This window comes from Pseudomonas sp. C9D1, from assembly GCF_056491235.1.
This window is the reverse complement of the sequence record NZ_JBSZIE010000002.1, coordinates 2,055,783-2,067,968: the sequence shown is the minus strand read 5'-3', so window position 1 is coordinate 2,067,968 and position 12,186 is coordinate 2,055,783. Positions and strand designations below refer to the sequence as shown.

Sequence of the window (12,186 nt, the reverse complement as noted above, 5' to 3'; positions counted from 1 at the left end):
GCATGGCGCCCGGGTCGTGCCGGGCGCCACGTCGGGCTTACCAGCCCAGTTGTTTATTGAAGCCCAGGGCGTCGTAGTAGTCGCCCTGGTAGGCGATCTTGCCGTCCTTGATGCGCACGAAACTCACCCCTTCGAACTTCAGGGGCTTGTTCGTGGCCGGGGTTTCCGCGCCCCAGGCGCCGCTGTTGGTGCCGCTGAACTCCCACTGGAAGGCGATGCCGTCGGGCCCGACTATGGGCTCGCTGGTCATCCTCCACTTCAGGTCCGGCACCGCGCCGATGAACACCTTGATGACGTTGTCGCGGGCGGCGGCCTTGCCCTTCTGCGGCGTGCCGACGGTGGCGTCGAAGTACTCCGCATCCTCGGCGAGGAAGGTGGCGGCCTTGTCGGCATCGTGGGCATTCCAGGCAGCCATGTAGCCCTCGACTACGGACTTGGCATCGCCGGCGGCCTGGGCCAGGCCGGTGGCGGCGCACAGCAGGATGAAGCTGAAACTACGCAGGGTGGTTCGCATTTCGGTTCTCCTGGGGTTTGGGTGCAGCGGTTGTGAAGCAGAGCCGGTGGTGAGCAGGAACCTGTGGGAGCGAATTCATTCGCGAAAGCCGCGCAGCGGGCAGCCGATTACCTGCCGGCCCTGCGGGCCGGATCGCGAATGAATTCGCTCCCACGAAAAGCGTGCGGAACGCTGAGCGGCTGGGCGTCGTGAGCGACGGCCAGGCTAGGCGGAAGACGGCGAGAAAGCGGAATGTACGTTTGTACATGAGCATTTCGAGCCGGCTTCCAACAACGCCTGGCCTAGCGCAACAGCTCAGGGTCAATGTTTGAACATGACGTGGCGGATGGCGGTGTAATCCTCCAGTCCGTACATCGACATGTCCTTCCCGTAGCCCGACAGCTTCACGCCGCCGTGGGGCATTTCGCTGACCAGCATGAAGTGGGTGTTGACCCAGGTGCAGCCGTACTGCAGGCGCGCGGAGAGGCGGTGGGCGCGGCCGACGTCGGCGGTCCAGAGCGAAGAGGCCAGGCCGTAGTCGGAGTCGTTGGCCCAGGCCAGCACCTGCGCCTCGTCGTCGAAGGCGGTGACCGAGACCACCGGGCCGAAGACCTCGCGGCGGACGATCTCGTCGTCCTGCTGGGCGTCGGCGATCACGGTCGGCTCGAAGAAGAAGCCGGGGCCTTCGACCTTCTTGCCGCCAGTGACGATGCGGATGTGCGGCTGGGCGGCGGCGCGCTCGACGAAGCCGGCCACGCGCTCGCGGTGCTGCTCGGTGATCAGCGGGCCGAGCTCGGTGTCGGCGTCGTCCTGCAGGCCGTACTTGAGGGTGGAGACGGCGGCGCCGAGCTTCTCGACGAACGTCTCGTAGATGCCCTTCTGCGCGTAGATGCGGCAGGCGGCGGTGCAGTCCTGGCCGGCGTTGTAGAAGCCGAAGGTGCGGATGCCTTCCACGGCGGCGTCGATGTCGGCGTCGTCGAAGATGATCACCGGGGCCTTGCCGCCCAGTTCCATGTGCATGCGCTTAACGGTGTCGGCGGTGCCGGCGATGATGCGCGAGCCGGTGGCCACCGAGCCGGTGAGCGAGACCATGCGCACCTTGGGGTGGGTGGTCAGCGGTTCGCCGACGCTGGGGCCACGGCCGAAGACGATGTTGACCACGCCGGCGGGGAAGATCTCGGCCAGGTACTCGGCCAGCTTCAGGGCGGTCAGCGGGGTCTGCTCGGAGGGCTTGAGCACAACGGTGTTGCCGGCGGCCAGGGCCGGGCCGAGCTTCCACGCGGCCATCATCAGCGGGTAGTTCCAGGGGGCGATGGAAGCGACCACGCCCACCGGGTCGCGGCGGATCATCGAGGTGTGGCCGGGCAGGTATTCACCGGCGGCGGAACCGCTCATGCAGCGGCTGGCACCGGCGAAGAAGCGGAACACGTCGGCGACGGCGGGCAGCTCGTCGTTCAGCGCGGCGGCGTAGGGCTTGCCGCAGTTGTCCGATTCCAGGCGCGCCAGTTCCTCGGCGCCGGCGTCGATGCGGTCGGCGAGCTTGAGCAGCAGGGCGGAGCGGTCCTTGGGCGAGGTCTGCGACCAGGCGTCGAAGGCGGCGTCGGCGGCGCGCACGGCGGCGTCGACCTGGGCCTCGCTGGCTTCGGGGATGTCCACCAGGGTGGTGCCACGGGCGGGGTTGAGCACGGCTTGCGCGGCGCCTTCGCCGGCGACCAGTTGGCCGTTGATCAAGAGTTTGGTCTGCATGGTGAATCCTCCAGTCGGGGTTCGCTGATCCGGGTTGGAGCCCCCGCCACCCGGGCGGGGGCGGTTTGTCACTTGCCGCTGCCGGCCACGCCTTCGCCACCCTTGGTCAGGTAGTAGGCGCCGAGGATCGGCAGCATGGTCACCAGCATCACCAGCATGGCGACGACGTTGGTCACCGGCACGTCGCGCGGGCGGCTGAGCTGGTTGAGCAGCCACAGCGGCAGGGTGCGTTCGTGGCCGGCGGTGAAGGTGGTGACGATGATCTCGTCGAAGGACAGGGCGAAGGCCAGCATGCCGCCCGCCAGCAGGGCCGAACCGAGGTTCGGCAGGATGATGTAGCGGAAGGTCTGCCAGCCGTCGGCGCCCAGGTCCATCGAGGCTTCGATGAGGCTGTGGGAGATGCGCCGGAAGCGCGCGATCACGTTGTTGTGGACGATCACCACGCAGAAGGTCGCGTGGCCGATGATGATGGTCAGCAGCCCCGGTTCCAGGCCCAGGCTCTTGAACGCCGAGAGCAGCGCGATGCCGGTGATGATGCCGGGCAGGGCGATGGGCAGGATCAGCATCAGCGAGATGCTTTCCTTGCCGAAGAAGCTGCGCCGGTACAGCGCCGCCGAGGCCAGGGTGCCAAGCACCATGGCGATCAGCGTGGCGACGCAGGCGACCTGCAGCGACAGCTTGATCGACTCCAGCACGTCCTCGCGGGCGAAGGCCACGCTGAACCAGTGCAGGGTGAAGCCCTTGGGCGGGAAGCTGAAGGCCGCGTCCTCGGTGTTGAAGGCGTAGAGGAAGATGATCAGGATCGGGAAGTGCAGGAACACCAGCCCGCCCCAGGCGGCCGCTTTCAGGCCCCAGGATGCTTTCTCAGAGTGCATCGAATGCCCCCAGACGTTTGACGATGGAGAGGTAGACGGCGATCAGCACGATCGGCACCAGGGTGAAGGCGGCGGCCATGGGCATGTTGCCGATGGCGCCCTGCTGGGCGTAGACCATGCTGCCGATGAAGTAGCCGGGCGGGCCCACCAGCTGCGGCACGATGAAGTCGCCCAGGGTCAGGCTGAAGGTGAAGATCGAGCCGGCGGCGATGCCCGGGATCGACAGCGGCAGCACCACCTGGGTGAAGGTCTGGCGGGGCTTGGCGCCGAGGTCGGCGGAGGCCTGCAGCAGGTTCGGCGGCAGGCGCTCCAGGGAGGCCTGGATCGGCAGGATCATGAACGGCAGCCAGATGTAGACGAACACCAGGAAGCGCCCCAGGTGCGAGGTGGACAGGGTGCTGCCGCCGACGCCGGGGATGCCGAGGATGAACTGCAGCACCGGCTCCAGGCCGAACTGCTGGACGAACCACTGGGCCACGCCGCCCTTGGCCAGCAGCAGGGTCCAGGCGTAGGCCTTGACGATGTAGCTGGCCCACATGGGCATCATCACCGCGATGTAGAAGAACGCCTTGGTCTTGCCGGTGGTGTAGCGCGCCATGTAGTAGGCGATGGGGAAGGCCAGCAGGCCGGCGCCGATCGACACCGCCACGGCCATGGTCAGGGTGCGCTGGATGATGTCGAAGTTGGCGGCCTGGAACAGCGCCGAGAAGTTCGCGACGGTCAGCTCCGTGGACACCGCCATGGTGAAGTCGTCGAAGGTGTAGAAGCCTTGCCACAGCAGGCTCAGCAACGAGCCCAGGTAGATGGCGCCGAACCACAGCAGCGGCGGGATCAGCAGCATCGACAGGTACAGCGTCGGCCGGCGGTAGAGCAGGTTGGACAGGCGCCGCATGGCCCCGTTGGGGGCGGCCTGTGCCTGGGCGGTCAGGGTCGCGCTCATGTCACACGCCCTCGCTCAGCTGCACCATGGCCTCGCGGGCCCAGCGTACGGTGATGCGTTCGCCCGGCTGGAACGAGGGCGTGGCGGCCTGCCACTGGTTGTTGGCCTGGCTGATGCACAGGTTCTGGCCGTTATCCAGGCGCAGCTCGTAGCGGGTGGCGGCGCCCTGGTACTGGATGTCGTGGAGCAGGCCGCTGATCTGCACCTCGCCGGCCAGGGCCGCCTCGGCCGTGGCGAAGCGGATGTGCTCGGGGCGGATGGAGAAGGGCTGCTCGTTGCCGGTCAGCTCCTTCGCCACGGCGCCGCGCAGCACGTTGGAGGTGCCGACGAACTCGGCGACGAAGGGCGTGGCCGGCTGCATATACAGGTTGCGCGGGGTGTCCACCTGCTCGATGCGGCCCTTGTTGAACACCGCCACGCGGTCGGACATCGACAGCGCTTCGCTCTGGTCGTGGGTGACGAAGATGAAGGTGATGCCCAGCTGGCGCTGCAGCTTCTTCAGCTCGCTCTGCATCTGCTCGCGCAGCTTCAGGTCCAGCGCGCCGAGGGGCTCGTCCAGCAGCAGCACGCGGGGGCGGTTGACCAGGGCACGGGCCAGGGCCACGCGCTGGCGCTGGCCACCGGAAAGCTGCGCCGGCTTGCGGTCGCCGTAGCCGGCCAGGGCCACCATGCCCAGGGCCTCTTCGGCGCGGTTCAGGCGCTCGGACTTGCCCACGCCCTTGACCTTCAGGCCATAGGCGACGTTGTCGCGCACGTTCATGTGGGGGAACAGCGCGTAGTCCTGGAACACGGTGTTGACGTCGCGCTGGTAGGGCGGCAGGCCGGCGGCCTCCTCGCCATGGATACGGATGGAGCCCGAGCTGGGCTGCTCGAAGCCGGCGATCAGGCGCAGGCAGGTGGTCTTGCCGGAACCGGATGGGCCGAGCATGGAAAAGAACTCGCCGTCCTGGATATCGATGGATACCCGGTCGACGGCCTTCACCTCGCCGAAGAGACGGGAAACCTGGGTGAACTGGACTGCAAGCGTCATGGTGCGGTGCTCCGGTAAAACGAAAGGGTGCAGGTGTGGCGAAACGGTCCCCCCGCCCGCAGGCGAGGGGAAATCTTCAGGTACTGCCTTGGAACCGGCCTCCCGTCTCCCGCAGGGAGAGGGGAGGGTGCTCAGGTACTGGACTGAGCCGAGCGAGCGGCCCGAGGGCGAGGCGCCCCGCAGCGAGACGCGAGACATACCTGCTGGTAGGCGAGCGTCGAGCGAGGACGCAACGACGCCCTCGGGTCGCGCAGCCGGCTCAGCGGCCGCCCATGATGGCGATGTAGTCCTGGGTCCAGCGGCTATAGGGCACGAACTTCCCGCCCTGTGCCTGCGGGGTCTTCCAGAAGGCGATCTTGTCGAACTGGTCGAAGCCGTTGGTGGCGCAGCCTTCGGCGCCGAGCAGCTCGCTGGCCTTGCAGCCGGCGGGGACGGCGGGGAGGGAGCCGAACCAGGCGGCGACGTCACCCTGAACCTTAGGTTCCAGGGACCAGTTCATCCACTTGTAGGCGCAGTTCGGGTGCTTGGCCTCGGCGTGCAGCATGGTGGTGTCGGCCCAGCCGGTGGCGCCTTCTTTGGGTACCACGGAGGCGATCGGCTGCTTCTCCAGCTGCAGGGCGTTGACCTGGTACGGCCAGGCGCTGGAGGCGACCACGCCTTCGTTCTTGAAGTCGCTCATCTGCACCGTGGTGTCGTGCCAGTAGCGGTGGATCAGCGCGTGCTGCTTGCGCAGCAGGTCGAGCACGGCGCTGTACTGCTCTTCGTTCAGCTCGTAGGGGTCCTGGATGCCCAGGGCCGGCTGGGTGGCCTTCAGGTAGAGGGCGGCGTCGGCGATGTAGATCGGGCCGTCGTAGGCCTGCACGCGGCCCTTGTTGGCCTTGCCGTCGGGCAGGTCCTGGGCTTCGAAGATGGTCGCCCAGCTGGTGGGCGCTTCCTTGAAGGTGTTGGTGTTGTACATCAGCACGTTGGGGCCCCACTGGTAGGGCGAGCCGTAGTGTTGGCCGTCCACCGTGTACCAGGGTGCGTCCTTCAGGCGCTCGTCGAGGTTCTTCCAGTTGGGGATCAGCGCGGTGTTGATCGGCTGCACGCGCTTGCCGTAGATCAGGCGCAGCGAGGCGTCGCCGGAGGCGGTGACCAGGTCGTAGCCGCCCTTGGCCATGAGGCTGACCATCTCGTCGGAGGTGGCGGCGGTCTTGACGTTGACCTTGCAGCCGCTGTCCTGCTCGAACTGGCTGACCCAGTCGTAGTTCTTGTCGGTCTGGCCGCGTTCGATGTAGCCGGGCCAGGCGATGATGTCGAGCTGGCCTTCGCCAGTGCCGACTTGTTTCAGGGGCTCGGCGGCCTGCAGGCTGGCGCTGGCCAGCAGGGCGGTGGAGAGCGCACTGAGCAGAGCGGTTTTGCGCGCGGACATTGATGTTCCCTCTTGTTGACTAGTTATTGGTCGGGGCAGTTGAACGTCGTTTCGCGGGCCTTCCGGCCTTTGTTGTTTTAGAAGTCCTGGCCGTGGCGCGCCATGATGTGGCGCACCACGCTGTAGTCCTGCAACGAGTCGCTGGACAGGTCCTTGCCATAGCCGGAGCGCTTCAGCCCGCCGTGGGGCATCTCGCTGGCCAGGGTGAAATGGGTGTTGATCCAGGTGCAGCCGTACTGCAGGCGGTTGGCCAGCTGGAAGGCCTTGTCGAGGTTCTGCGTCCACACCGAGGAGGCCAGGCCGTACTCGGAGTCGTTGGCCCAGTCCAGCGCCTGGTCGAGCTGGTCGAAGCGGGTCACGGTCACCACCGGGCCGAACACTTCGCGCTGGACGATCTCGTCGCCCTGCTTGCAGCCGGCCAGCAGGGTGGGCTGGTAGTAGAAGCCTGCGCCGGAATGCACGGCGGCACCGGTGACGCGCTCGATGTGCGGCTGGCCGAGGGCGCGCTCGACGAAGCTGGCCACGCGGTCGCGCTGGCGCGAGCTGATCAGCGGGCCGATCTCGTTGTCCTGGTCGCGCTTGCGGGCGAAGCGCAGGCTGGAAACGGCGTCGCCCAGCTCGCTGACGAGGCGGTCGTGGATGCCGGCCTGGGCATAGATGCGGCAGGCGGCGGTGCAGTCCTGCCCGGCGTTGTAGTAGCCGTAGGCGCGCACGCCCTGGACCACGGCCTGGAGGTCGGCGTCGTTGCAGACGATCACCGGCGCCTTGCCGCCCAGCTCCAGGTGGGTGCGCTTGAGGGTGCGGGCGGCGGTCTGGAGGATCTTCTGCCCGGTGACGATGTCGCCGGTGAGCGACACCATGCGCACCTTGGGGTGGCTGACCAAGTGGCTGCCGACGCCTTCGCCGCCGCCGGAGACGATGTTGATCACCCCGGCCGGGAGGATTTCCGCGAGGGCGGGGGCCAGGGCCAGGATCGACAGCGGGGTGTGTTCGGAGGGCTTGAACACCAGGGTGTTGCCCGCCGCCAGCGCCGGGGCGATCTTCCAGGCGGCCATCATCAGGGGGTAGTTCCAGGGCGCGATGGAGGCGACCACGCCCACCGGGTCGCGGCGCACCATGCTGGTGTGGCCGGGCACGTACTCGCCGGCGAGCTGGCCTTGCTGGCAGCGTACGGCACCGGCGAAGAAGCGGAACACGTCGGCGGTGGCGGGAATGTCGTCCTGGCGCGCCAGGTGCAGCGGCTTGCCGCAGTTCAACGATTCCAGGCGGGCCAGGTGCTCGGCATTGGCCTCCACCGCGTCGGCGATGGCCAGCAGGGCGGCGGCGCGCTGCGCGGGCGTGGTGCGGGACCAGCCGGCGAAGGCCTTGTGTGCGGCGAAGACGGCGGCTTCCACCTGCTCGATGGAGGCTTCGGCGATGGTGATCAGGGTTTCCCCGGTGGCGGGGTTGAGGATGGGCTCGGCCAGGCCTTCACCGATGGCCAACTGGCCGTCGATCAGCAAATGGGAATGCAGGGTGGGCGTGCTCGCAGTGCCGGCCATCTTCGGGGCTCTTTTCTTCCTGGGTTTTTGTTCTTCAGTCATTCCAGTGCTCCTGGCGGCGCCCGGCATGACTCTGTTTATAGGGCACAGAGCCTAGTGGGCGGGCTTGAGGTCGACAAATTCTAAATATTGAAAGCAGCGTTCGATTAAATCGAAGGCTTGCGGGCGTTCGGCTGTTCGCGGGCCAGGGTGAGGAAGGGGTCCACCAGCGCCGGTCGCGCGGTGCCGCGACGCCAGGCCAGGCCCACGTCCAGCGGCTCGCCCAGGTCCACCAGCGGGCGCGCTTCGATGATGTCGCCCTCCAGGGACCAGGGGCGGTAGGTCATGTCCGGCTGGATGGACAGGCCGAGCCCGGCCGCCACCAGGCTGCGCACCGCTTCCACCGAGGCGGTGCGCAGGGTCACCTGGGGCGTGAGCCCGGCGCGGGACCAGATGCGCTGGGTGTGCAGGCCCATCTCGTCGGCGTTGAGCTGGATCAGCGGCTCGCCGGCGACATCCGCCAGGCTGATGCTGTCGTGCTCCAGCAGCGGGTGCTGGGCCGGCAGCCAGAGGCGGTGGGGCGAGTGGGTGAGCACCTCGGTCTGCAGGGCGTGGCGGTCTTCCAGGTTGGAGAGGATCAGCACGCCGACATCGATCTCGCCGCTGACCAGCAGGTGCTCGATGTAGGGGCGTTCGTCCTCCACCACGCGGGTCTTCACGTTGGGGTAGGCGCGCTGGAAGCGGGTGATCAGGTCGGCCAGGTAGTAGCCGGCCACCAGGCTGGTCACGCCGATGGTGAGGCTGCCGGCCACTTGGTCGGTGCTCTGCTGCAGGCTGCGCTTGGCGTTGTCCACCGTGGCCAGGATCAGGTGCGCCTGGCGCAGGAATTGGTGGCCCTGGTGGGTCAGGGACATGCCCTTGGCGTGGCGGTTGAACAGGCTGACGCCGATCTCCTCCTCCAGCTGCTGGATGGCCAGGGTCAGGGTGGACTGGGAGATGAACACCGCCTGGGCGGCGGCGGAGATGGAGCCCGTCTCGGCGACGGCGATGAAGTGGCGGATCTGGCGTAGGGTCATCATGGGGCGGTATTCCGCAGGTGGAAATGCTGCGCGACAGTATGGTTTATCGAAAATCGAGCGGGTGATTCTTTTTTATCGAATGCTTGGCGCGCGCAACTGGCAGCCCCGTAGCGTCGTAGGATGGGTAGAGCTCGGCGAAACCCATCACTCGCGCGCACCGGACCAGCGAGGAGCGCCACCCCAGCCCAGCGGCAATATCCCGAAGCAATCCGTCGCTCACGGGCTTGGAAACTCGGCGGCTAGAGTGCAGTCCATTGCTCGACTCACCCACCCAATAAGGAGGTTGTGATGAACACCCGTGGATTGCTCGATCAACTGCTCAAATCCGGCCAGGACCTGCTGCAGCAGAAAACCGGCGGCAAGTCCGGCGGTTTCTCCGGTGGCGGCTCCGCTGGCTCCGGTGGCTTGGGCGGCAACCTCGGCAGCCTGCTCGGCGGCGCCGGTGGTGGTGCCCTGGCGGCTGGCGCGCTGGGCCTGCTGCTGGGCAACAAGAGCGCCCGCAAGCTGGGCGGCAAGGCGCTGACCTATGGCGGCCTGGCCGCGCTCGGCGTGCTGGCCTACAAGGCCTATGGCAACTGGCAGGCCAAGCAGGCCGGGGCGCCCCAGGGCGAGCCGCAGACCCTCGACCGCCTGCCCGCGCCCCAGGCCGAGCAGCACAGCCAGGCCATCCTCAAGGCGCTGGTGGCGGCAGCCAAGGCCGATGGCCATGTCGACGCCCGTGAACGCCAGTTGATCGAAGGCGAGCTGGGCAAGCTGACCCAGGACGCCGAGCTGCAGTCCTGGCTGGAGCTGGAACTGAACAAGCCGCTGGACCCGGCCGACGTCGCCCGCGCCGCGCGCACCCCGGAGATGGCCGCCGAGATGTACCTCGCCAGCGTGCTGATGGTGGATGAGGAGCACTTCATGGAGCGCGCCTACCTGGACGAGCTGGCCCGCCAGCTCAAGCTCGACCCCGCGCTCAAGACCGAGCTGGAAGGGCAAGTGCGCCAGGAGTTGCAGGCGAGCTAGGAGGTCGATATTGGCTGTAAGTCTGCGGGGCGGCGCTGTGCGCCGCTTGGCGACTGAAGTCGCCCCTACAGCGCCTCGATAGGGTCGGCCCGGCGAATGGAGATGACCGCTGCGTAGGGTGGCGTTCGCTGTTTACCTCCACCAGGTGGAGCCGGGCCCTGGCACGGGCTTATGCCTGATGCACTGCGTTGATGGGTTTCGGGCTTCGCGCAACGCCGCCCGACCCACTCTTGCAGAACCGCCGTTCGGGTAGGGGGGCCGGGCGGCGTTCCGCTTCAGCCCACCGAATGCCCGGTCATTCCCAGCTACCCCTGCATAACGCCCCGTTTCTGCCAGACTTTCAGGCGGGCCCGCCAACGGGCTTTGTCTTGCAAGGGGGGGGGGCGAGTCTCTAGAGTCGCCGCTTTGTGACGCGTGCGACATTTGGCGCGGTAAATGACAGGGTTTGGCAAACGGGGGTCTACGTGAAGAACTGGTCGGTACGACTGCGCATCCAGGCGAGTTTCGCCATCATCATCGCGATCATGCTGCTGATGGCCGTCACCTCCTATGTGCGCTTGTTCACGGTGCAGAAGGGGGCGGAGCGCCTGGCGGAGGACGCCATGCCCGGCATGTTCCTCATCACCCAGGTACGCAGTGCCTGGACCGATGTGTTCATCCAGACCCTGGAGCGTTTAGGCGCCTCGGACCAGCCGCTGGAGAAGGTCGACCTGGACAACCTGCGCCTGCTCGACGAACGGCTCAATGCGGTCCTGGCCGACTACCGCAAGACCATCCGCGACGATAACGACCTGGTGCTCCTGGAAAACTTCAACCAGAGCCGCAAGCGCTATGACGCGAGCCTTTCCACGGTCATCGAGCTGCACCAGCAGAAACGACTGGGCGAGGCCCGCTCGCTGCTCACCGGTGACCTCACCAAGTTGTGGAACGAAGGACGCGATGGCCTGACCGAACTCATCAGCTACAACCGCAAGACCGCCGAGGGGGCGACCGGCGACATTGTCGACGCCGCGCGTAATGCCGAGCTGAGCATGATCGTCTCGGTGCTCCTGGCCATCGCTGCCGCCTTCGTCTGTGGCGCGCTGCTGGTGCGGGCCATCACCGAGCCGGTACAGCGCGTGGTGCAGAACCTGCAGGCGCTTGCCTCGGGCGACCTCACCGCGCGCCTGCACCTGGGGCGCAAGGACGAGTTCGATTCCATCGAGACTGGCTTCAACAGCATGGCCGATGAGCTGAAGACCCTGGTGTCCCAGGCCCAACGCTCCTCGGTGCAGGTCACCACCTCGGTCACCGAGATCGCCGCCACCACCCGCCAGCAGCAGGCCACCGCCACCGAAACCGCGGCCACCACCACCGAGATCGGCGCCACCTCGCGGGAAATCGCCGCCACCTCGCGGGACCTGGTGCGCACCATGACCGAGGTTTCCGGCGCCGCCGAGCAGACTTCCACCCTGGCCGGCTCCGGCCAGTTGGGCCTGGCGCGCATGGAAGACACCATGCGCCAAGTGATGGGCGCCGCCGACCTGGTCAACGCCAAGCTGGCGATCCTCAACGAGAAGGCCGGCAACATCAACCAGGTGGTCACCACCATCGTCAAGGTCGCCGACCAGACCAACCTGCTGTCCCTCAATGCCGCCATCGAGGCGGAGAAGGCCGGCGAGTACGGCCGCGGGTTCGCCGTGGTCGCCACCGAAGTGCGCCGCCTGGCGGACCAGACGGCCGTGGCCACCTATGACATCGAGCAGATGGTGCGCGAGATCCAGTCCGCGGTGTCCGCCGGTGTCATGGGCATGGACAAGTTTTCCGAAGAGGTGCGTCGCGGCATGTCCGAAGTCGGCCAGGTCGGCGAGCAGCTGTCGCAGATCATCCAGCAGGTGCAGGCCCTGGCGCCCCGCGTGCAGATGGTCAACGAAGGCATGCAGGCGCAGTCCACCGGTGCCGAGCAGATCAACCAGGCCCTGGTGCAACTGGGCGAAGCCACTGGGCAGACGGTGGAATCGTTGCGCCAGGCCAGCTCCGCGATCGATGAGCTCAACCATGTCGCCCAGGGCCTGCGGGCCGGCGTCAGCCGCTTCAAGGTCTGA

The 12,186-nt window shown here is 67.2% G+C and carries 10 protein-coding genes; 2 read left to right on the top strand and 8 right to left on the bottom strand.

What is annotated here, in order from left to right; all coding sequences use genetic code 11:
• Positions 1-37 precede the first annotated feature (37 nt).
• From ACXI0U_RS17790 to ACXI0U_RS17755, 8 genes are all read right to left on the bottom strand, one after another.
• Positions 38-514: an ester cyclase gene (locus ACXI0U_RS17790; RefSeq protein WP_043240261.1), complete on the bottom strand. Its 477-nt coding sequence runs from the start codon at positions 512-514 to the stop codon at positions 38-40.
• A gap of 300 nt (positions 515-814) precedes the next feature.
• On the bottom strand, positions 815-2,239 hold the full coding sequence (locus ACXI0U_RS17785) for a gamma-aminobutyraldehyde dehydrogenase (protein WP_479550616.1): 1,425 nt from the start codon (positions 2,237-2,239) through the stop codon (positions 815-817).
• A gap of 68 nt (positions 2,240-2,307) precedes the next feature.
• Positions 2,308-3,114 (bottom strand): ABC transporter permease, encoded by an 807-nt coding sequence (locus tag ACXI0U_RS17780; protein WP_021217182.1) that lies wholly within the window; start codon positions 3,112-3,114, stop codon positions 2,308-2,310.
• Positions 3,104-4,054, bottom strand: a complete 951-nt coding sequence (locus tag ACXI0U_RS17775) for an ABC transporter permease (RefSeq protein ID WP_479550615.1) — start codon at positions 4,052-4,054, stop codon at positions 3,104-3,106. Before ACXI0U_RS17775 ends, ACXI0U_RS17780 begins: the two co-directional genes overlap by 11 nt.
• A 1-nt stretch (position 4,055) precedes the next feature.
• The gene (locus ACXI0U_RS17770; RefSeq protein WP_479550614.1) at positions 4,056-5,084 is read right to left on the bottom strand and encodes an ABC transporter ATP-binding protein; all 1,029 of its coding nucleotides are present in this window, start codon (positions 5,082-5,084) and stop codon (positions 4,056-4,058) included.
• 259 nt (positions 5,085-5,343) lie between these two features.
• A complete protein-coding gene (gene ydcS / locus ACXI0U_RS17765) occupies positions 5,344-6,495 on the bottom strand; it encodes a putative ABC transporter substrate-binding protein YdcS (RefSeq protein ID WP_184487573.1) in 1,152 nt (383 codons plus the stop codon).
• Between the two features lie 77 nt (positions 6,496-6,572).
• The gene (locus tag ACXI0U_RS17760; RefSeq protein ID WP_431482581.1) at positions 6,573-8,078 is read right to left on the bottom strand and encodes a gamma-aminobutyraldehyde dehydrogenase; all 1,506 of its coding nucleotides are present in this window, start codon (positions 8,076-8,078) and stop codon (positions 6,573-6,575) included.
• Positions 8,079-8,182: 104 nt separating this feature from the next.
• On the bottom strand, positions 8,183-9,094 hold the full coding sequence (locus tag ACXI0U_RS17755) for a LysR family transcriptional regulator (protein ID WP_021217177.1): 912 nt from the start codon (positions 9,092-9,094) through the stop codon (positions 8,183-8,185).
• A 288-nt stretch (positions 9,095-9,382) separates the two neighbouring features.
• Here ACXI0U_RS17755 and ACXI0U_RS17750 point away from each other — a divergent pair, with 288 nt between their 5' ends.
• Together ACXI0U_RS17750 and ACXI0U_RS17745 are read left to right on the top strand one after the other, a co-directional pair.
• Positions 9,383-10,102 carry a tellurite resistance TerB family protein gene (locus tag ACXI0U_RS17750; RefSeq protein ID WP_316926163.1) on the top strand — a complete coding sequence of 240 codons (720 nt, stop codon included), beginning with the start codon at positions 9,383-9,385 and terminating at the stop codon, positions 10,100-10,102.
• Between the two features lie 464 nt (positions 10,103-10,566).
• Positions 10,567-12,186 (top strand): methyl-accepting chemotaxis protein, encoded by a 1,620-nt coding sequence (locus ACXI0U_RS17745; protein WP_431482580.1) that lies wholly within the window; start codon positions 10,567-10,569, stop codon positions 12,184-12,186.

Bases quoted from the DNA above. Each gene is read 5' to 3' on its own strand.
- ACXI0U_RS17790 (WP_043240261.1), bottom strand. From the start codon at position 514: ATGCGAACCACCCTGCGTAGTTTCAGCTTCATCCTGCTGTGCGCCGCC.
- ACXI0U_RS17775 (WP_479550615.1), bottom strand. From the start codon at position 4,054: ATGAGCGCGACCCTGACCGCCCAGGCACAGGCCGCCCCCAACGGGGCC.
- ACXI0U_RS17770 (WP_479550614.1), bottom strand. From the start codon at position 5,084: ATGACGCTTGCAGTCCAGTTCACCCAGGTTTCCCGTCTCTTCGGCGAG.
- ACXI0U_RS17760 (WP_431482581.1), bottom strand. From the start codon at position 8,078: ATGACTGAAGAACAAAAACCCAGGAAGAAAAGAGCCCCGAAGATGGCC.
- ACXI0U_RS17780 (WP_021217182.1), bottom strand. From the start codon at position 3,114: ATGCACTCTGAGAAAGCATCCTGGGGCCTGAAAGCGGCCGCCTGGGGC.
- ACXI0U_RS17750 (WP_316926163.1), top strand. From the start codon at position 9,383: ATGAACACCCGTGGATTGCTCGATCAACTGCTCAAATCCGGCCAGGAC.
- ydcS (WP_184487573.1), bottom strand. From the start codon at position 6,495: ATGTCCGCGCGCAAAACCGCTCTGCTCAGTGCGCTCTCCACCGCCCTG.
- ACXI0U_RS17755 (WP_021217177.1), bottom strand. From the start codon at position 9,094: ATGATGACCCTACGCCAGATCCGCCACTTCATCGCCGTCGCCGAGACG.
- ACXI0U_RS17785 (WP_479550616.1), bottom strand. From the start codon at position 2,239: ATGCAGACCAAACTCTTGATCAACGGCCAACTGGTCGCCGGCGAAGGC.